This is a genomic window from Streptomyces altiplanensis, assembly GCF_053591575.1.
Genome location: NZ_JBSFUB010000012.1, coordinates 36,284 through 56,605, shown reverse-complemented (window position 1 = coordinate 56,605; position 20,322 = coordinate 36,284). Strand labels below are relative to the sequence as shown.

14 protein-coding genes and 1 tRNA gene are annotated in these 20,322 nt (G+C 71.9%); 12 read left to right on the top strand and 3 right to left on the bottom strand.

The window, feature by feature from the left end:
• Positions 1–60: 60 nt before the first annotated feature.
• The 12 genes from bldG (at position 61) to pdxR (ending at position 18,228) form a co-directional block, all read left to right on the top strand.
• Positions 61–414, top strand: a complete 354-nt coding sequence (gene bldG / locus ACWD0Y_RS08605; RefSeq protein WP_093799810.1) for an anti-sigma factor antagonist BldG — start codon at positions 61–63, stop codon at positions 412–414.
• A 92-nt stretch (positions 415–506) separates the two neighbouring features.
• Positions 507–995: an ATP-binding protein gene (locus ACWD0Y_RS08600; RefSeq protein WP_450259644.1), complete on the top strand. Its 489-nt coding sequence runs from the start codon at positions 507–509 to the stop codon at positions 993–995.
• A 263-nt stretch (positions 996–1,258) separates the two neighbouring features.
• Positions 1,259–3,676 carry a sodium-translocating pyrophosphatase gene (locus ACWD0Y_RS08595; protein ID WP_450259643.1) on the top strand — a complete coding sequence of 806 codons (2,418 nt, stop codon included), beginning with the start codon at positions 1,259–1,261 and terminating at the stop codon, positions 3,674–3,676.
• 227 nt (positions 3,677–3,903) lie between these two features.
• Positions 3,904–4,485 carry a small secreted protein gene (locus ACWD0Y_RS08590; RefSeq protein WP_450259642.1) on the top strand — a complete coding sequence of 194 codons (582 nt, stop codon included), beginning with the start codon at positions 3,904–3,906 and terminating at the stop codon, positions 4,483–4,485.
• 119 nt (positions 4,486–4,604) lie between these two features.
• Positions 4,605–6,128 carry a DUF7059 domain-containing protein gene (locus ACWD0Y_RS08585; RefSeq protein WP_450259641.1) on the top strand — a complete coding sequence of 508 codons (1,524 nt, stop codon included), beginning with the start codon at positions 4,605–4,607 and terminating at the stop codon, positions 6,126–6,128.
• A 193-nt stretch (positions 6,129–6,321) separates the two neighbouring features.
• The gene (locus tag ACWD0Y_RS08580) at positions 6,322–6,519 is read left to right on the top strand and encodes a hypothetical protein (protein WP_450259640.1); all 198 of its coding nucleotides are present in this window, start codon (positions 6,322–6,324) and stop codon (positions 6,517–6,519) included.
• 201 nt (positions 6,520–6,720) lie between these two features.
• Positions 6,721–9,588: a type I DNA topoisomerase gene (gene topA / locus ACWD0Y_RS08575; RefSeq protein ID WP_450259639.1), complete on the top strand. Its 2,868-nt coding sequence runs from the start codon at positions 6,721–6,723 to the stop codon at positions 9,586–9,588.
• Positions 9,589–9,743: 155 nt separating this feature from the next.
• On the top strand, positions 9,744–12,980 hold the full coding sequence (gene tmk / locus ACWD0Y_RS08570; RefSeq protein WP_450259638.1) for a dTMP kinase: 3,237 nt from the start codon (positions 9,744–9,746) through the stop codon (positions 12,978–12,980).
• A 179-nt stretch (positions 12,981–13,159) separates the two neighbouring features.
• Complete coding sequence (locus tag ACWD0Y_RS08565) at positions 13,160–14,374, top strand: DNA polymerase III subunit delta' (protein ID WP_450259637.1); 1,215 nt, start codon at positions 13,160–13,162, stop codon at positions 14,372–14,374.
• 143 nt (positions 14,375–14,517) lie between these two features.
• The gene (locus tag ACWD0Y_RS08560; protein ID WP_450259636.1) at positions 14,518–16,053 is read left to right on the top strand and encodes an alpha/beta hydrolase; all 1,536 of its coding nucleotides are present in this window, start codon (positions 14,518–14,520) and stop codon (positions 16,051–16,053) included.
• 109 nt (positions 16,054–16,162) lie between these two features.
• Positions 16,163–16,236: transfer RNA gene (locus ACWD0Y_RS08555), tRNA-Thr, on the top strand.
• Positions 16,237–16,620: 384 nt separating this feature from the next.
• Positions 16,621–18,228 carry a MocR-like pyridoxine biosynthesis transcription factor PdxR gene (gene pdxR / locus ACWD0Y_RS08550; RefSeq protein WP_450259635.1) on the top strand — a complete coding sequence of 536 codons (1,608 nt, stop codon included), beginning with the start codon at positions 16,621–16,623 and terminating at the stop codon, positions 18,226–18,228.
• Here the strand turns inward: pdxR and ACWD0Y_RS08545 are convergent.
• From ACWD0Y_RS08545 to ACWD0Y_RS08535, 3 genes are read right to left on the bottom strand one after another with little or no spacing between them, the layout of a single operon-like run.
• Positions 18,131–19,639: a UbiD family decarboxylase gene (locus tag ACWD0Y_RS08545; RefSeq protein ID WP_450259634.1), complete on the bottom strand. Its 1,509-nt coding sequence runs from the start codon at positions 19,637–19,639 to the stop codon at positions 18,131–18,133. The genes pdxR and ACWD0Y_RS08545 overlap by 98 nt on opposite strands.
• Positions 19,636–19,947, bottom strand: coding sequence for a chorismate mutase (locus ACWD0Y_RS08540; RefSeq protein WP_093799801.1), 312 nt, complete (start codon positions 19,945–19,947; stop codon positions 19,636–19,638). The genes ACWD0Y_RS08545 and ACWD0Y_RS08540 overlap by 4 nt, the downstream gene beginning before the upstream one ends.
• Positions 19,944–20,288 (bottom strand): cupin domain-containing protein, encoded by a 345-nt coding sequence (locus ACWD0Y_RS08535; protein WP_450259633.1) that lies wholly within the window; start codon positions 20,286–20,288, stop codon positions 19,944–19,946. Before ACWD0Y_RS08535 ends, ACWD0Y_RS08540 begins: the two co-directional genes overlap by 4 nt.
• Between the last annotated feature and the right edge of the window lie 34 nt (positions 20,289–20,322).

The following is a 20,322-nucleotide window of genomic DNA, read 5'->3' as shown; positions in this document are numbered from 1 at the left end:
TGGCTCCGCCGGGGAGACCTCAGGGGGGCGGCCGCTCGATAGCAAGGTGCTGGAGGATCCGTGGACCTGTCCCTGTCGACTCGCAATGTGTCCGGACCTGGTGGCGACCGTACGGTCGTCGAGGTCGGTGGCGAGATTGATGTGTATACCGCGCCCAAGCTGCGCGAGCAGTTGGTCGAGTTGGTGAACGACGGCAGTTATCACCTGGTCGTCGACATGGAGGGCGTGGATTTCCTCGACTCCACCGGACTCGGCGTGCTCGTGGGCGGACTCAAGCGCGTCCGGGCCCATGAGGGCTCGCTGCGACTGGTCTGCAACCAGGAGCGCATTCTCAAGATCTTCCGGATCACCGGACTGACCAAGGTGTTCCCCATTCACACCTCGGTCGACGAAGCCGTCGCGGCCACCGACTGACGGCTTCCGGGAACCGGAAGGAAGAGCAGGGGCTCCGGGCTGTCGGCCCGGGCCCCTGAGAAGCACGCCCGAACGTCCGAGGGGGACCGCACATGGCCACCGTTGAACTCCGCTTCAGCGCCCAGCCCGAGCACGTCAGGACGGCCCGTCTGGTGGCGGCCGCCGTGGCGCGCAGGGCCGGGGTGGACGAGGCGGTGCTGGACGAAGTCCGACTCGCGGTCGGCGAGGCGTGCAGCCGTGCGGTGGGACTCCACCGCAGCCACGGCATCTCCGCCCCGGTCCGGGTCGCCCTGACCGAGGAGGAGAAGGCTTTCTCCATCGAGGTCGGGGACGAGGTCCCCGGTTCGGGCGGTACGGCCGGATCGGTTCCCGGGGTGCGTGGCACCGCGGGGCCCGACTCCGTGTCCGGGTCCCCGTCCCCGGGATCCGGCGCGGACTCCGACGCCGATTCCGACGGCGAGGACGAGATGGGGCTGGCGGTCATCAGCGGACTCGTCGACGATGTCGAGGTCGTCACCGGTGAGTCCGGCGGCGTCATCCGCATGAGCTGGCCGACGGCACTGGCGACCGTGCTCCCCTGATCCTTGTTCCGGTCCCGGGGGGCCGGTCTTTTCCGTGAGGCCCTGCTGAGCAGGGCCTTTTTTATTTCCTTGGATCTTTCCGGGAGATCGTTCTCGAAACATCAATGCGTTTGTCCCGTTACCGATTTTGAGGAGTTTACGGGAACGCGATCATTTACCGGGCGGCCGGTGAAGGTCAATTACGTTTGCGGCACTCTTTTTTCATCGGGTTCCACTCCCTACAATCCGTCCACGTCTTGAGCTCTGAGCGTCAAGGAGGACGAATGACGGGGCTCTTCACCTCAGAACAGCTGGACCACCCCTCTACTCTCGCGGCCGCGGTACTCACCGACGGGAACCGGATCGTCGTGATCGTCGTCGCCGCAGTGGCGCTGGCGGCCCTGGTCGTCGCTCAGCTGCTGGTACGTCAGGTCCTGGCGGCCGGCGAAGGCACCGACAGGATGAAGGAGATCGCGGCGGCGGTGCAGGAAGGCGCGAATGCCTATCTCGCCCGGCAGCTGCGCACACTCGGTGTTTTCGCCGTCGTGGTTTTCTTCCTGCTCCTCCTGCTTCCGGCCGACAACTGGTCGCAACGTGCGGGACGTTCCGTGTTTTTCCTGGTCGGCGCTCTTTTCTCGGCGGCGACCGGTTACATCGGGATGCGGCTGGCCGTACGAAGCAATGTGCGCGTGGCGGCCGCCGCGCGTGAAGCCACCCCGGCCGAGGGCGCACCGGAAAAGGATCTGACGGCCGTCGCACACAAAGCGATGAAGATCGCTTTCCGTACGGGCGGCGTGGTCGGCATGTTCACCGTGGGCCTCGGCCTGCTCGGTGCCTCCTGCGTCGTCCTCGTCTACGCGGCCGACGCGCCCAAGGTGCTGGAGGGCTTCGGGCTCGGCGCCGCGCTCATCGCGATGTTCATGCGGGTCGGCGGTGGCATCTTCACCAAGGCCGCCGACGTCGGCGCCGACCTCGTCGGCAAGGTCGAACAGGGCATCCCGGAGGACGATCCGCGCAATGCCGCGACCATCGCCGACAACGTGGGCGACAACGTCGGCGACTGCGCGGGCATGGCGGCCGACCTCTTCGAGTCGTACGCCGTGACGCTCGTCGCGGCGCTCATCCTCGGCAAGGCCGCCTTCGGCGACGCGGGACTGGTCTTTCCGCTGATCGTTCCGGCGATCGGCGTGGTCACCGCGATGATCGGCATCTTCGCGGTCGCCCCGCGGAGCGCCGACCGCAGCGGAATGACCGCCATCAACCGCGGCTTCTTCATCTCCGCGGTGATCTCCCTCGTCCTGGTGGCGGTGGCCGTCCTCGTCCACCTGCCGTCCTCGTACGCCGGCCTGGACGGCGTCACCGACGCCGCCGTCAAGGGCCACGGGGGCGACCCACGGGTGCTGGCGTTCGCAGCCGTCACCATCGGCATCGTCCTGGCCGCCCTGATCCAGCAGCTGACGGGGTACTTCACCGAGACGAACCGGCGCCCCGTCAGGGACATCGGCAAGTCCTCGCTGACGGGCCCCGCCACCGTCGTCCTCGCCGGTATCTCCCTCGGCCTGGAGTCCGCCGTCTACACCGCGCTGCTCATCGGCCTCGGCGTGTACGGCGCGTTCCTGCTCGGCGGTACGTCGATCGTCCTCGCCCTCTTCGCGGTGGCCCTGGCCGGCACCGGTCTGCTCACCACCGTCGGCGTCATCGTCGCCATGGACACCTTCGGCCCCGTCTCCGACAACGCCCAGGGCATCGCCGAGATGTCCGGCGACGTCACGGGCGCGGGTGCGCAGGTCCTCACCGACCTGGACGCCGTCGGCAACACCACCAAGGCCATCACCAAGGGCATCGCCATCGCGACCGCCGTCCTCGCGGCGGCGGCGCTCTTCGGTTCGTACAAGGACGCCATCGAGACGGCGCGCCAGGAGGTCGGGGCGAAGGCCGGCGAGCTGGGCCTCCGGATGGACATCTCGCAGCCCGACAACCTGGTCGGCCTGATGCTCGGCGCCGCGGTCGTCTTCCTCTTCTCGGGACTGGCGATCAACGCGGTGTCCAGGTCGGCCGGCGCGGTGGTCTTCGAGGTGCGGCGGCAGTTCCGCGAGCACCCCGGGATCATGGACTACACGGAGAAACCGGAGTACGGCCGGGTGGTCGACATCTGCACCAAGGACGCGCTGCGCGAGCTGACCACGCCCGGTCTGCTCGCCGTGCTGACGCCGATCGCGGTCGGCTTCTCGCTCGGCGTCGGCGCGCTCGGCTCGTTCCTCGCGGGCGCCATCGGCACCGGCACGCTGATGGCCGTCTTCCTCGCCAACTCCGGTGGCGCGTGGGACAACGCCAAGAAGCTCGTCGAGGACGGCCACCACGGCGGCAAGGGCAGCGAGGCCCACGCCGCGACCGTCATCGGCGACACGGTCGGCGACCCGTTCAAGGACACGGCGGGCCCTGCGATCAACCCGCTGCTGAAGGTGATGAACCTGGTGGCGCTGCTCATCGCCCCGGCGGTGGTGCAGTTCGGTTACGGCGACGACGCCAGTGCCGGGGTGCGGGCGGTGGTGGCGACGCTCGCCGTCGCCGTCATCGTCGGCGCGGTGTACGTCTCCAAGCGGCGGCCCATCGCCGTGGGCGACGAGGACGGCCCCGGGGGCGGATCCGGACGGGTGCCGAGGCCGACGGGCCCGGCGGCGGCGCCCAAGGCCGCGCCGTAGGACTTCGTCGTACTCGTCGTACTCGTCACACCTGCTCAGCAGGCGGGCGAGCGCCGTTTCCTGACGCGGCGTCCGCCCGTCGCCGCTGCTGCGCGGGCAGTTTCGTGAGCTGTCTCTCCCTTGGTGCAAATGGCTTCAATAGGTTATGGAACGGACGTACGGCATGCGGTCGTCGCCCACTTGGCGTGTATGTTCCGGGGCCGAGAGCCTTGGAAGGGACCAATCCGGTGAACAAGAAGTGTGCGGCCGCGCTGTCCGGCGGTGCGGTACTGGTAATGGCGCTGTCCGGTTGCAGCGACGACGACAGCGACAACAAGGTCAACGACTGGGCGAAGTCGGTCTGCGACCAGGTGCAGCCCCAGCTGAAGAAGATCTCGGACGCCAACGCCTCCATCCAGAAGCAGACCGCCGACAACAGCAAGCCGGCCGACGTCCAGAAGACGGACTCCGCAGCCTTCCAGCAGATCTCGGACGCCTACAAGGCGATGGGCGCCGCGGTGGGGAAGGCGGGCGCCCCGCCCGTCGGCGACGGTGAGACGACCCAGAAGGCGGCGGTCAAGGAGCTCAATGAGTCCTCCGCGGCGTACGCCGGTCTGAAGAAGCAGGTCGACGGGCTGAACACCAAGGACCAGGCGGAGTTCGCGGACGGCCTCAAGGGAATCGCGGAAGAGCTGAGCAGGATCAGCAGAAGCGGCGACCAGGCGCTCCAGAAGCTCCAGTCCGGCGAGGTGGGTACGGCGATGGCCAAGCAGCCCGGCTGCCAGAAGCCGGGCGCGACGAACTCCGTCTCGCCGGCCGCGAAGCCGTGACCGTGAAGCCGTGACCGTGAAGCCGCGATCTCGGCGCGCACGCCCTGCCGCGCGGCCCGGTCCCCCGGAAGGGGCCGGGCCGCGCGGCTTTTGTCAGTGCGAGCGGTGACAATGGCCCAGTGAGTACGACCAGCCTCCCCGCGCCCGAAAGCTCCGCCCGCCTCCGCGAAGCGCTCCTCGCCGCCGACTTCACCGCCGACGGGCTGCTGGAGCTGCTCGGCGCGCCCGCGTACGCCGCGCTCGCCCGCAGCGAGACGGTGCCCGCGCTGCGGGCCACGCGCGGCGACAGCCCGCTCGAAACGCTCGTACGGCTCTTCCTGCTCCAGCAGCCGGTGCCGGCCGCCCGCGCCGGGGCCGCGCTGCCCCTGGAGCAGTGCCTGGCCGACGGCTGGCTGGTGCGGGAAGGGGTGGCGGACGGGGACGACGGCGTACGGGCCACTGTGGACGTACGGCCCTACGGCGGGGAGGAGGGCCAGGACTGGTTCATCGTCTCCGACCTCGGCCGCGCGGTCGGCGGCGCCGGCGGCGCGGGCACCCGCGACGAGGGAGTGGTCCTGGGAGTCGGCGGCGCGTCCACCACGCTCGCCGGCATCACCGTCCGCACGCCGGTCACCAGCGCGCTCGACCTCGGCACCGGATCCGGCATCCAGGCGCTGCACGCCGCGCAGCACGCCGTCCGGGTCACCGCCACCGACCTCAACCCGCGCGCCCTGCACTTCACACGGCTCACGCTCGGGCTCTCCGGGGTGCCCGAGGCCGACCTGCGCCAGGGCTCGCTCTACGACCCGGTGGGCGAGGACACGTACGACCTGATCGTTTCCAACCCGCCCTTCGTCATCTCGCCGGGCGCGCGGCTGACGTACCGCGACGGCGGGATGGGCGGGGACGATCTGTGCCGCACGCTCGTTCAGGGAGCGGGGGAGCGGCTGAACGACGGGGGGTACGCGCAGTTCCTCGCCAACTGGCAGCACGTGGACGGCGAGGAGTGGCAGGAGCGGCTGCGCTCCTGGGTGCCGGCCGGGTGCGACGCGTGGATCGTGCAGCGCGAGGTGCAGGACGTCACGCAGTACGTCGAACTGTGGCTGCGCGACAGCGGCGACCACCGCACCGACCCCGCGGAGTACGCCGCGCGGTACGACGCCTGGCTCGACGAGTTCGAGGCCCGCAAGACCAAGGGTGTCGGCTTCGGCTGGATCACGCTGCGCAAATCCGGCGCCGAGAACCCCTCGATCACCATCGAGGAGTGGCCGCACCCCGTCGAACAGCCTCTCGGCCCTGTCGTGCGAGCCCATTTCGAACGCCAGGACTACCTGCGGACGCACGACGACGCGGCGCTGCTCGCCGGCCACTTCAAGCTCGCCGACGAGATCGTGCAGGAGCAGATCGGGCTGCCGGGCGCGGAGGACCCGGAGTACGTGGTGCTCCGCCAGAACCGCGGCATGCGGCGCGCGACGAAGGTCGACACGGTCGGCGCGGGCTTCGCCGGGGTGTCCGACGGGTCGCTCAGCGCGGGCCGCATCCTCGACGCCATCGCCCAGCTCCTCGGCGAGGACCCGGTGCTGTTGCGCGACCGTACGCCCGAGTCGATCAGGCTGCTGGTCGAGCAGGGCTTCCTGGAACCGCTGGACGCCGGGGTCCGGTAGGGCCCCGGCGTCCGCGCGCCCCGGCTCTTCCGGTTTTCCGGTCCGCCCGGTGATCCGTTCGCCCGGTGATCCGTTCAGCCCGTGATCCGTTCACCCGGAGTTCGTTTCCAGGTCGACGGCCGGTGTTCCGGGGGTGCCAGCCTCACCGTCCGGGGAACCAGGCCGGCGGACGGTGAGGGTGAGGGGTACGGGGATGGAGAGCGGACCGGCGGTCTTCGTCGGAGCGGCGTTCACGTTGTTCGGGGCCGGGCTGCTGTGGTGGACGGGAGCGCGTACCGTGCACCGTGCGCCGGTGGCGTATGGAGTGAGTCCCGCGATCTCTTTCGCGCTGGCGACTGTGTTCGGAACGGCCTTCGTCGTTCTCGGAGTGTGGTGTTTCGGCCGGATCTGATCGGAAGAGATCCACACGAGGTCTCAGGCGGAGTCCCGCAGAGGTGGTCGAGCGGTCCGGGCGGCAGGAATGCCGGGAGTCGGGTTACCGTTCGAGTGGCCGTTGCGGGCTTTTGCCGTTTGACACGGGGGCGGGTTGTACCGTCACACTCCGCAGCGTCACCTGCAGAACACCGAGTGTCGACCGGAGAGAAGAGCCAAGTTGTCCCCGACCAGCGAGACCGCACACGGCGGCCGCCGACTCGTCATCGTCGAGTCGCCCGCCAAGGCGAAGACGATCAAGGGCTACCTCGGCCCTGGCTATGTCGTCGAGGCGAGCGTCGGGCACATCCGCGACCTCCCGAACGGTGCCGCCGAGGTGCCCGACAAGTACACGGGCGAGGTACGCCGCCTCGGCGTCGACGTGGAGAACGACTTCCAGCCGATCTACGTCGTCAACGCCGACAAGAAGGCGCAGGTCAAGAAGCTCAAGGAGCTCCTCGCGGAGTCCGACGAACTCTTCCTCGCCACCGATGAGGACCGCGAGGGCGAAGCCATCGCGTGGCACCTCCAGGAAGTTCTCAAGCCCAAGGTCCCGGTCCACCGGATGGTCTTCCACGAGATCACCAAGGACGCGATCCGCGAAGCCGTGTCCCACCCGCGCGACCTGAACAAGCCCATGGTCGACGCTCAGGAGACGCGCCGCATCCTGGACCGTCTGTACGGCTACGAGGTCTCGCCGGTCCTGTGGAAGAAGGTCATGCCCCGGCTGTCCGCCGGCCGTGTCCAGTCCGTCGCCACACGCCTCGTCGTCGCCCGGGAACGCGAGCGCATCGCTTTTCGTTCTGCTGAGTACTGGGACCTGACCGGCACGTTCTCCACGGGACGCACCGGTGACGCCTCCGACCCGTCCTCTCTGGTCGCCCGCCTGACGACGGTCGACGGCCGGCGTATCGCCCAGGGCCGCGATTTCAACTCCGTGGGACAACTGAAGAGTGACGTCCTGCACCTCGACGAGGCGAACGCCCGCGCCCTGGCCGCCGCCCTCGCCGACTCGTCGTTCGCCGTCCGCTCGGTCGAGTCGAAGCCGTACCGCCGCTCGCCGTACGCCCCGTTCCGTACGACGACCCTGCAGCAGGAGGCCTCGCGCAAGCTGGGCTTCGGGGCCAAGGCCACCATGCAGGTCGCGCAGAAGCTGTACGAGAACGGCTTCATCACGTACATGCGTACGGACTCCACGACGCTCTCCGACACCGCCGTCCAGGCGGCCCGTGCCCAGGTCACGCAGTTGTACGGCGCCGAGTACCTGCCGGACAAGCCGCGCACGTACGCCGGGAAGGTCAAGAACGCGCAGGAGGCGCACGAGGCGATCCGCCCCTCGGGCGACCGCTTCCGCACGCCTGCCGAGACGGGCCTCAGCGGCGACCAGTTCCGGCTCTACGAGCTGATCTGGAAGCGCACGGTCGCCTCCCAGATGAAGGACGCCGTCGGGAACAGCGTGACGGTGAAGATCGGTGGCCGGGCGAGCGACGGCCGCGACGCCGAGTTCTCCGCCTCCGGCAAGACGATCACCTTCCACGGCTTCATGAAGGCCTACGTCGAAGGCGCCGACGATCCGAACGCCGAGCTCGACGACCGCGAGCGCAGGCTCCCGCAGGTCGCCGAGGGAGACGCGCTGTCGTCGGAGGAGATCACGGTCGACGGGCACGCGACCAAGCCGCCGGCCCGCTACACCGAGGCCTCGCTGGTCAAGGAGCTCGAAGAGCGCGAGATCGGCCGTCCGTCGACGTACGCCTCGATCATCGGCACGATCCTCGACCGCGGGTACGTCTTCAAGAAGGGCACGGCGCTCGTGCCGTCCTTCCTGAGCTTCGCCGTAGTCAACCTGCTGGAGAAGCACTTCGGCCGGCTCGTCGACTACGACTTCACGGCGAAGATGGAAGACGACCTCGACCGCATCGCGCGGGGCGAGGCCCAGGCCGTGCCGTGGCTGCGGCGCTTCTACTTCGGTGAGGGCGACGCCGACGCCGGTGTCGCGCCGGGGGGCGCCGCGGACGCCGGAAACGGCGACGGCGACCACCTCGGCGGTCTCAAGGAGCTCGTCACCGACCTCGGTGCCATCGATGCCCGTGAGATCTCCTCCTTCCCGGTCGGCGAAGGCATCGTGCTGCGCGTCGGCCGCTACGGTCCGTACGTCGAGCGCGGCGAGAAGGACGACGAGAACCACCAGCGCGCCGACGTGCCGGACGACATGGCGCCGGACGAGCTGACCGTCGAGTACGCCGAGGAGCTGCTGGCCAAGCCGAGCGGCGACTTCGAGCTGGGCACGGACCCGGCGACGGGTCACCAGATCGTGGCGAAGGACGGCCGGTACGGCCCGTACGTCACGGAGATCCTTCCCGAGGGCACTCCGAAGACCGGCAAGAACGCGGTCAAGCCGCGGACGGCGTCGCTCTTCAAGTCGATGTCCCTGGACACGGTGACGCTGGAGGACGCCCTCAAGCTGATGTCGCTGCCGCGCGTCGTCGGCACGGACGCCGAGGGCGTCGAGATCACCGCGCAGAACGGCCGGTACGGCCCGTACCTCAAGAAGGGCACGGACTCGCGCTCCCTGGAGACCGAGGACCAGCTCTTCTCGATCACGCTCGACGAGGCGCTGGCGATCTACGCCCAGCCCAAGCAGCGGGGCCGGGCGGCCGCCAAGCCGCCGCTCAAGGAACTGGGCACGGACCCGGTCAGTGAACGTCCGGTGGTCGTGAAGGACGGGCGCTTCGGCCCGTACGTCACGGACGGCGAGACGAACGCCACGCTGCGCACGGGCGACAGCGTGGAGGAGATCACCCCGGAGCGGGGCTATGAGCTCCTCGCCGAGAAGCGGGCCAAGGGCCCGGTGAAGAAGAAGACCGCCAAGAAGGCCCCGGCGAAGAAGGCTCCGGCGAAGAAGGCCACGGCCAAGACGGCGGCGGCGAAGAAGACGGCCACGGCGAAGACCGCGGCGGCCAAGAAGACGACGGCGAAGAAGACGACGGCCAAGACGGCGGCGGCGAAGAAGACGACGGCAGCCAAGAGCGCGTCGGCTTCGGACGAGTAACCGAGCGGACGAGTAACCGGGCGGTCGGGTGACCGGACGGTCGGGCGGTCGGCCCGGTCATTCGGCAGCCCCCTGCCGACGGCCGGGACGCCCGGAAACAGACGCTTGTTCGGGCGGGCCTCCGGCGGGCGGTGGGCTCCGGATAGGCTGGGCGGATGACGCGAGCCGAGCAGCCAACGGTCGTGAGCCCCACCTCCGACGCACTAGCCGCAGACTCACGCGAGCGAGCCGTACGAGCCCTGCTGCGCCTTCCTCCGCTCAGGCGGTTGTGGAGCGCACAGCTCGTCGGCAGTACCGGCGACGCCCTCGCCCTTCTCGTGCTGCTGTTGCTGTCGCTTCAGGCGGCGATTTCGGAAGGGTCGTTCGGCGGTGGTTATCGCGGTGCGGCCTTCGCGGTCGCCGCGGTGTTCGGGGCTCGGATCCTTGCCACCTTCCTCTTCGGAGCCCTCCTCCTGGGCCCGGTCTCCACGCTGACCGCGCCGTCGGGACCACTCGACCGCCGCTGGACGATGATCGGGGCGGACGGGCTGCGGCTCGCCCTGCTGGTCGTCGCACCGCTGTGGATCGACTGGACCCCGGACAGGGCCCAGGCCGTACTCCTGAGCACCGTCTTCGTCGCCGGTGTCGCCGAGCGCTTCTGGGCGGTCGCCAAGGAGAGCGCCGCCCCCGCGCTGCTGCCCGCGCCGCCGCCGGAGGGCGCGTCGGTGCGGCCGCTGCCGGACCACCTGGACGCGCTGCACCGGCTGTCGCTGCGTACGGGCTTCGCCGCCCTTCCCGCGGCTGCCGCCGTGCTGCTGACGGCGACGCTGGTCGGCAATCTGTTCGGCTCCGGCATCGCCTGGTTCTCGCAGCACCAGGCGGCCCTCGGGTCGTACGTCGCCGCGGGGCTCTTCGCCGCGTCCGTGTCGACGCTGTACTTCCTGGAGCTGCCCGACGCGCAGACGCCCCGCGCGCGCTCCCCCCTGGAAGGCTGGCGCCGGCCCAGGACCGGCACGGGCTTCGACAAGGGACGCACGGGTGCGATCCGGCTCCTCGTCGTGGCCTGCGCCACGGTCGCCGGCGCCGTCGCCGCCGCGGCGGCCGTCGCCGTACTGCACGCGAAGGACCTCGGCGGCGGCCCCGTCACCTTCGCCCTGCTCTTCCTCGCTCTGACCGGCGGCACCGTCATCGGCATCCGCAGCGCGCGCAAGGTGCTGCCCACGCTGTCCCGGCGCCGCCTGCTGTCGCTCGCGATCGCCGTCACGGGCGTCGCACTGCTCGCCATGGGCCTGGTGCCCGACACGGCGACCGTGCTCATGATCACCCTGCTCGCGGGCTTCTCCGCCGGAGTCGCCGCGAACACCGGGCACACGCTGCTCGACCAGGAGACCGAGGAGTTCCGGCGGGGACGCACCACGGAGCACCTGCATGCCGTCGTACGGATCTATGTGGCCCTCGGCCTGGTCCTCGCCCCGGTGCTCGCCGCCGCGATCGGCCCGCACCACCTGACCGGCGGCAGCTTCGTCTTCGCCCACGGCGGCGCCGCCTTCACGCTGATGCTCGTCGGCGCGCTGCTGCTGCCGGTGGCCGCGATCGTGCTCGCCAAGACCGACGACCGGCAGGGCGTCCCGCTCCGCCGCGACCTGCGCGAGGCGCTCAAGGGCGGCGAGCCCGGCCAGGCACCCGCCGCGACCGGTTTCTTCATCGCGATGGAGGGCGGCGACGGGGCCGGCAAGTCCACCCAGGTCGAGGCGCTCGCCGAGTGGATCCGCAACAAGGGCCACGAGGTCGTCGTCACGCGCGAGCCCGGTGCCACGCCGATCGGCAAGCGGCTGCGGTCGATCCTGCTGGACGTGTCGAGCGCGGGCCTGTCGAACCGCGCGGAGGCGCTGCTGTACGCCGCCGACCGCGCCGAGCACGTCGATTCCGTCGTACGCCCGGCGCTGGAGCGCGGCGCGGTCGTGATCACCGACCGGTACGTCGACTCGTCCGTGGCCTACCAGGGGGCGGGCCGGGACCTGTCGCCGACCGAGATCGCCCGTATCTCGCGCTGGGCGACGGACGGGCTCGTACCGCACCTGACGGTTCTGCTCGACGTCTCGCCCCAGACGGCGCGCGAGCGGTTCACGGAGGCGCCGGACCGGCTGGAGTCGGAGCCGCCGGAGTTCCACGCGCGCGTGCGCCACGGTTTCCTGACGCTGGCCGCCGCCGATCCCGGTCGCTACCTGGTGGTGGACGCCGGCCAGGACCCGGAATCGGTCACCACGGTCGTACGCCACCGTCTCGACCAGATGCTGCCGCTCTCCGACGCCGAGGTGAAGGCGCGGGAGGAGGCGCGGAAGGCCGCCGAGGAAGAGGCGCGCCGCAGGGCCGAGGAAGAGGCCGCGCGCAAGGCGGAGGAAGAGCGTCTGGAGCGCGAGCGGCAGGAACAGCTGGCCAAGCTCCGCGCCGAGGAGGAGGAGCGCAAACGCCGCGAGATCGAGGAGGCGCGGCAGCGCGAGGTCGAACGGCAGGCGGAGGAGGCCCGGCGACGGGCCGAGGAGGCGCGCCGGCTCGCTGAGGAGGAGCGGCTGCGCCGCGAGGCCGAGGAGAAGGCGCGGGCCGCCGAGCAGGAACGGCTGCGCAAGCAGGCCGAGGAGGAGGCCCGGCTGCGGGCGGAGGCGGAGGAACGCCGCCGTGAGAAGCAGCGCAGGGCCGAGGAGGCACTGCTGCGGGCGGAGGAGGCGCGCAGGCTCGCGGAGTCGGCGGCCGCGGCTTCCGCGGCGGCGTCGGCGGCCGCTGCCGCGGCCGAGCCGCCGGCCGACGCGGAGACGACGGTGCCCACGCCGGTCGTCCGGCCCGACGAGGTGACGCAGACGGTGGAGCGGCCGCGCGTCGACATGCGCAAGGAGGACGCGGTGCCTTCCCCGACGCCGCCTTCCCCGACGCCGCCCTCCCCGACGCCGCCCGCTGCTCAGGCTCGTCCCGCTGCTCCGGCTGGTCCCGCTGCTCCGGCTCGTCCCGCGATGGACGAGACCGCTGTGCTGCCGCCGGTGCGCGACACGAGGCCGATGGACGAGACCGCTGTCCTGCCGCCGGTGCGCGACACGAGGCCGATGGACGAGACGGCGGCGCTGCCGTCCGTACGGGACGAGCCTTCGGACCGGGTGCCGCCGGGGTTCTTCCGGGACGAACAGCCCGACGACCGCAGCGGCGACGACAACGACCGTACGCGCGAGCTGCCGTGGCTGGATCCGGATGCGGCGCACACGGGTGCGGGCCAGGGCGCCTCCGCGCGTGGGCGCCGCCGGTCGGACTGGGCGGAGGAGACGCCGCTCGACGACCTGCCGTCGCTGGCGGACGAACTGCTGGGCGGCCGGGACGCCGACGAGGACGACGGCGACCGGTGGGGCCGGGGCGGCCGCCGCCGCTGAGCCTCCCGGCGGGACACCGCCCCGGTCCCCGGGCTCCGGCCCCCGGCCTTGGTCCCCGGTCCTCGAATGCCGGACGGACCGGGGACCGGGGACCGGGGCCCCGGTGTCAGTGGGGTCGGCCACAATGGGGACGATCGGGATTCACGAGAACGCAAGCGCACGGCGAAGGCGGTAGCACCATGGCCGTATGGGACGACCTGGTAGGGCAGGCGCGGGTTCAGGCGCAGCTGGCCGCCGCCGCCCGTGACGCCGACGCGCTCGTGACCGCCGTCGCCGACCGCTCCGGGGCCACCCTCGCCCCCGCCGCGTCGAAGATGACCCACGCCTGGCTCTTCACCGGGCCGCCGGGCTCCGGGCGGTCCACCGCCGCCCGCGCGTTCGCCGCCGCCCTGCAGTGCACCAGCCCGGACCGGGCGCTGGGCGGGGCCCCGGGCTGCGGGTTCTGTGACGGGTGTCATACGACCCTGGTCGGCACGCACGCCGATGTGGAGATCGTCCGTACCGACCAGCTCTCCATCGGCGTGAAGGACACCCGCGAGCTCGTCCGGCGGGCCCAGCTGTCCCCGGCGGGCGGCCGGTGGCAGGTCATCGTCCTGGAGGACGCCGACCGGCTCACCGAGGGCGCGGGCAATGTGCTGCTCAAAGCCATCGAGGAGCCCGCTCCCCGTACGGTCTGGCTCCTGTGCGCGCCCTCCCTGGAGGACGTGCTCCCGACCATCCGCTCCCGCTGCCGCCACCTCACGCTCAGCACCCCGTCCGTGGAGGCCGTCGCCGACGTCCTGGTGCGGCGCGACGGCATCGACCCCGGGACGGCCGCGACCGCCGCGCGCGCCACCCAGGGCCACATCGGGCGGGCCCGCAGGCTCGCCACCGACGAGCGCGCGCGGACCCGCCGCGCCGTCGTGCTCGGACTCCCGCTGCGCGTCGCCGACATCGGCGGCTGCCTGAAGGCGGCCCAGGAGCTGGTCGACGCGGCGGGCGAGGACGCCAAGCAGGTCGCCGAGGAGGTCGACGTCAAGGAGACGGACGACCTGAAGGCGGCGCTCGGCGCGGCGTCCGGCGGCCGGATGCCGCGCGGCACCGCGGGGGCGATGAAGGAGCTGGCCGACCGCCAGAAGCGCCGTTCGACCCGTACGCAGCGGGACAGCCTCGACCTCGCGCTGACCGACCTGACCGGCTTCTACCGCGACGTACTGGCCCTGCAGCTCGGTTCGCGGGTCGCCCTCGCCAACGAGGACGTACGGGACTCCCTCGACCGCGTCGCGCAGAGCTCGACCCCCGAGCGCACCCTGCGCCGGATAGAGGCGATCATCGCCTGCCGCCGGGCCCTGGACCGCAATGTCGCGCCGCTGCTCGCGGTGGAGGCGATGACGGTGGCGCTGCGCGCCGGCTGACCGGACCGCCGCCCGGACTGCCGGTCCGCAGGCCGGACTGCCGGGCTGCGGACCGGACGGCTGACCCCACCGCCGCGGTTGACCGGCTCACTCGTACGAGCCGCTCCCCGCACAATCCGTCATCGCCGCACTACGCTCCGAGGATGGACACCAGGCACCTGATCCGGACCTCCGCCACCGCCCTCGTGACCGCCGGGCTGCTCGTCTCCGGATGCTCGTCGGGAGGTTCGTCGCCCAGTGCCTCGGCTTCCGCGTCGCAGGAAGCGGCCCCGGCCGCCCTCAAGCCGTACTACGCGCAGAAACCGAAGTGGCGCGAGTGCGGTGCCCCCGGCTTCCAGTGCGCCACGGTGAAGGCACCCCTCGACTACAAGAAGCCGGAGAAGTCCGACATCGAGCTGGCCGTCTCCCGGCAGAAGGCCACCGGGCCCGGCAAGCGTCTCGGCTCCCTCCTGGTCAATCCGGGCGGCCCCGGCGGCTCCGCGATCGGCTACCTCCAGGCGTACGCGGCCATCGGGTACCCGGCACCGGTCCGCGCGCGCTACGACATGGTGGCCGTCGACCCGCGCGGCGTGGGCCGCAGCGAGCCCGTCGAGTGCCTGACGGGCAAGGAGATGGACGCGTACACCCAGGTCGACCAGACCCCCGACGACCAGGGGGAGACCAGCAAGCTGGTCACGTCCTTCAAGAACTTCGCGGCCGGCTGCGAGAAGCGCTCGGCCGAGATCCTGCCGCACGTCTCCACCGTCGACTCGGCCCGCGACATGGACATCCTGCGGGCGGTGCTGGGCGACGAGAAGCTGAACTACGTCGGGGCGTCGTACGGCACCTTCCTGGGCGCGACGTACGCCGAGCTCTTCCCCGGCCGCAGCGGCCGCCTCGTACTCGACGGCGCGATGGACCCGTCCCTGCCCGCCCGCGACCTGAACCGCGACCAGACGGCCGGCTTCGAGACCGCCTTCCAGTCGTTCGCCGCGGACTGCGTCAAGCGCGAGGACTGTCCGCTGGGCACCGGTACGCCGGACGAGGCGGGCAAGCGGCTGAAGGGCTTCTTCGACGAGCTCGACGCCGAGCCCGTCCCCACCGGCGGGAGCCGTCCCCTGGGCGAGTCCCTGGCGACCACGGGCGTGATCGCCGCGATGTACGACGAGTCCGGCTGGCCGCAGCTGCGCGAGAGCCTCACCCGCGCGATGGGCGGGGACGGCGCGGGCCTGCTCGCGCTGGCCGACACGTACTACGAGCGCTCCGAGGACGGCAGCTACGCGAACCTCATGTACGCCAACGCCGCCGTGAACTGCCTGGACCTCCCGTCGGCCTTCACCGGCCCCGACCAGGTCCGCACCGGGCTCCCCGCCTTCGAGAAGGCGTCCCCGGTCTTCGGCGAGGGCTTCGCCTGGACCTCCCTGAACTGCACGTACTGGCCGACCGCGCCCACCGGCACCCCGCACCGCATCGAGGCGAAGGGCGCCGCCCCGATCGTCGTGGTCGGCACCACCCGCGACCCGGCGACCCCGTACAAGTGGGCCGAGTCCCTGGCCGGCCAGCTCGCCTCCGGCACCCTCCTGACGTACGACGGCGACGGCCACACGGCGTACGGCCGCGGCAGCGACTGCGTCGACACGGCGATCAACACCTACCTCCTGGAGGGCACGCCTCCGAAGAACGCCAAGAAGTGCTCCTGACCCCTCTCTGACCTGCGCGAAGGCGGCCCGCCCGGGGCTGTGCGGAGCACCCCTCGAAACTGTGTAGACTTGTGCCCGCTGCTGATCGCACCATCGTGTCGGCAGCGGCGCCGCCTTAGCTCAGTTGGCCAGAGCAACGCACTCGTAATGCGTAGGTCTCGGGTTCGAATCCCGAAGGCGGCTCTGTGGAAGCCCCAGGACTCACTCGCCGTGACCTGGGGCTTTTGCTTTTTCGCACCCCGGGGAGTGACCGCTCGCGCAGGCCGGGGCACGGGCCGGCCCGGTGGCCCCTCCCCGCTCGACTCCGCCGTTCCGCCGTGGGATCCGGTCGAGGCCGACGCGACTCCGGACGCCGGTGGCGGGGGGTCTCAGCGACGTGGTGGGGCTGACGGGTGGTGTCACCGTCTTCGTCGCGGTCCTCGGAGGGCTCGTGGTCGTCGCCGGCCGCCGACGCGTACCCGGACCCGGACCCGGACCCGCCTGACGTACGGCCCCGAACCGTCGGACAAGCCGGGCACGGCCTCGCCCGGCCGGCCGGACGGAGCCGAGGAACGGAGCCGCACCCCCGTGGCAGACTCGGCGGAGGCGCAGGCGCAGGCGGGGGAAACGGAGGGGGACGTGGGGGCATCGGAGTTGCTCATCACCTTGGACCGGGACGGCGGCACACCACTGCAACAGCAGGTGTGCGACCAGGTCACCGCCCTGGTGCGGTCGGGCCGGCTGCGGCCGGGCGAGGCCGTGCCCGCGTCCCGCGAGCTCGCCCGGCAGCTCGACGTGTCGAGGACCGTCATCACTCGCGCGTACGAACTCCTGCGCGCCCAGGGCATCCTCACGGCCCGGCGCGGCTCCGGCACCAGGGTCGCCGGTCTCGCGAGCGGCGCGGGCTCGCCCCCTCCGCCCCGGAAGGCACCCACGGTGCTCGCCCCGCAGCCGCCTCGGGCCACCGACGGCGGCAACGCGCTGTGGCAGCCCTGGGAGCCGCCGCCCACCCGCCACCCGGGCGTCGCACTCGACTTCCGGCACGGCACTCCGGCGCTCGCGGACTTCCCCGTCGCCCGCTGGCGGCAGTCCCTGCACGACGCGTACGGCCGTGCCGACGTCGCCGCGCTCGGCTACGGCCCGGCCGAGGGCTCCCCGACGCTGCGTACGGAGATTGCTGCCCTCGTCCGGCAGAGCCGGGCCCTCGACGCGCACCCCGACCGGATCATGGTCACCGGCGGCGCCACCCAGGCCCTGGACATCCTCGTCCGGATGCTGGTCAGGCCGGGTGACGTGGTGGTGATCGAGGACCCCAGCCACACCGTGCTGCGCCAGGTGTTCGGCTGCTCCGAGGCGGCCGTGGTGCCGGTCCCCGTGGACGAGGAGGGGCTGCGGGTGGCCGACATCGACGCCTGTGTGCGGGCCCAGGGGCACGATCCCGGGCGGGTGAAGCTGGTGTACGTCACGCCGTCGCACCAGTTCCCGACCGGGTTCATCATGTCTGAGGGGCGGCGGCGCGGGCTCCTGAAGTGGGCACACGAGCACGGTGCGACGGTCCTCGAGGACGACTACCACAACGAGTTCACGTTCACCGCCGAGCGGCTGCCCGCGCTCGCGGCCGAGCGCCACCGGGACACCGTCGTCTACGTGGGCAGCTTCAGCAAGACGCTCTTCCCCGCGCTGCGGATCGGCTACGCGGTACTGCCGCCGCACCTCGTGCAGCCCTTCCTCGGCATCAAGTGGATCACCGACCGGCTGACGCCCACGGTGGCCCAGGAGGCGCTCGCCGACTTCATCTCCACCGGTGCGTACGCCCGCCACATCAGCCGCATGACGCGCCTGTACCGGCAGCGCAGAAGCCGCCTCCTGGGGGCGTTGTACGAGCACTTCGGCGCCGAGGTCCGCATCTCCGGCGAGGCGGCCGGCCTGCACGTCCTGGTCACCTTCATCGGGGCGCGGGGCGTTCCGGAGGACACGATCGTCCGCCTGGCGGCCGGGCGCGGGGTCCGGATCTACCCCGCGTCCGGCTACTTCGTCCAGGACCCGCCGGCCGAACCGACGTTCCTGATGGGGTACGCCGCCCTGCCCGCCCCCCGCATCACCGAGGGCGTCGCCCTGCTGGCCGCCGCGGTGCGCGAGGCGACGGGCCGCCGGCGGGACCTGCCTCCGGCTCCTCCGGCCCCTCCGGCTCCGTGAAGCGCGGGCGGTGGAAGCGGGCGAGGTGCGCGTGCGGCACGGTGCAGTCGAAGTGGGCCTTCGCCGTGCGGCCTTCGGCGGACAGGGTGTCCGAGTACGCGGGGGACTGCGTCGGGTCCAGGGGGAAGCCCTCCCGGTCCGGCAGGACCGAGATGTCCCGGTCGGCCTGCAGCCGTGTGCTCATCGCCCACCACAGGTCCGCGTCCGACTCCAGGTCGACGTCCTCGTCCACGGAGACGACGAGCTTGGCCATCCGGAACTCCTCCAGGACCGACTCCGCGGCCTTGCGCACCGCCTCGTCGTCGGCGGCCGACCGCTTGGCCGGCCACTGGATCACCACCATGAGCTGGCCGCCGCCCGCCGTGTGGCAGTGCACCGCCTTTGCCGGTGTGCCCAGTTGCCGCAGCCGTCCGAGGACCGCCGCCTCCATTCCGAAGCCGAGCAGCACCGACTGCTCGTGCCCCGGGCCCGAGACGGTCTGCAGGATCGCTCCCTCGCGCGCCGTGATCCCGGAGATCCGGACGGTTGGCAGCCCGGGGTGCGCCCGGCCCTGGTAACCGAGGAACTCCGGTGTGGCGTACGGCCCCCGGGGGTTCTCCGGCACCGGACCGGGCAGCAGCTCGCCCTCCAGGACGTACTCGGCGTGCGCGATGCACTCCGCGTCCACCGTCCGGCAGGACGTCAGCTCCACCGGAGCGCCGCCCAGCGCGCCCGCCACGGCGAGTTCGTCGACTCCCCCGGGGACCAGGGAGGCCGGGCAGCACGAGGAGAGCAGAACGGCCGGTCCGAGCCCCAGGTGGATCGCGACCGGCAGCGGCCGGCCCTGGCGCCGGGCCGCCAGGTGGGCGGCCTCCAGGTCCCGTCCCGGCACCATCCAGATCGACAGGAGGTCGGGGCCCTGTACGCACATCCGGTGGATCGACAGGTTGCGCACCCCGGTCTCCGGATGGGTCGCGAGGACCGCGCCGAGCGTCAGGTAGGGGCCCGCGTCCGCGTCGGTGAGGACCGGCACCGGCAGCGCCGTGAGGTCCGGCGCGAGCTCTGTCCGGCCAGGGGCGCGTTCGCCCCGGATCCTCACCGGCGGCACGGGTGACGCCACCGCGTCGAGCAGCCGGTGCGGGAGCTGCGCCGGGGTGGTTCCGAGCAGCGCGGCCGCCCGGCGGCGGGTGCCGTACAGGCCGATGAGTACGGCCCGTGCCTCGGCGCCCGCGGCACTGGGCGTGACCCGCTCGAAGAGGACCGCGGGCCCCGGCCCCGTCGGCGGCGGGGCCGGTGTCCCGGCCCACGCCGCGTACCGGGAGGAGACCCCGAACCTGGCCGGGACCTCCTCCCGTTCCCGCACCAGTTCCCCGGGCATCGGATCGAGTCCGGCGAGCGCGGTGCGCAGGTCCGCGAGGCGGCGGCGCGTCACGTCACGCCCTCCCGGGCCGCCGCCCGCCGCTCGGCGAGCCGGTCGAGCTGGAGCTCGGTCAGTTCGGCGATGAGCGTGCGGTAGGTGGCCTCCGCGATGCCGGGCGGCATGCCCTGCTCCTCCGCGAGCCGGCGCACCTTGGCGATCACCTGGTCGACGCGGCCGGGCGAGCGCACCGTCTCCTCGTCGCGCTTGTACTCGGTCAGCTCCCGCACCACCCGGGTGCGGGCGGCGAGCAGGGCGACGATCTGGCGGTCCAGGCCGTCGATGGAACCGCGCAGCTCCTCGATCCGTGCCGTGCCCGTCATGGCGCGGGCACCTCGTCGATCACGTACACGACGGTGGGCTCGCCGTCGGAGCCCTGGGAGCGGTGCCGCTCGTCGCCGGGGATGACGAAGCCCATGCCGGGGCGGCACGGCACCGAACGGTCGTCGAAGTGGATGGTGAACTCGCCCTGGAGCACGTAGCCCTGGTGGCCGCGCTCGCACCACTCCTCCTCGTTGAAGCCCGCGGGCAGCTCCATCAGGCGCACCCGCAGACCTCCGGTGTACGCGATCTTCACCCGGCCGTCGGCGCCGGGTTTGTGCCACTTCTCCCAGGGGATGGCGTCGAAGTCGATGCCGACGAGGGCGGGAGTGGTGGTGGTCATGGGGAGAGCTCTCCTCGGTAGGTGGTGCGGGTAG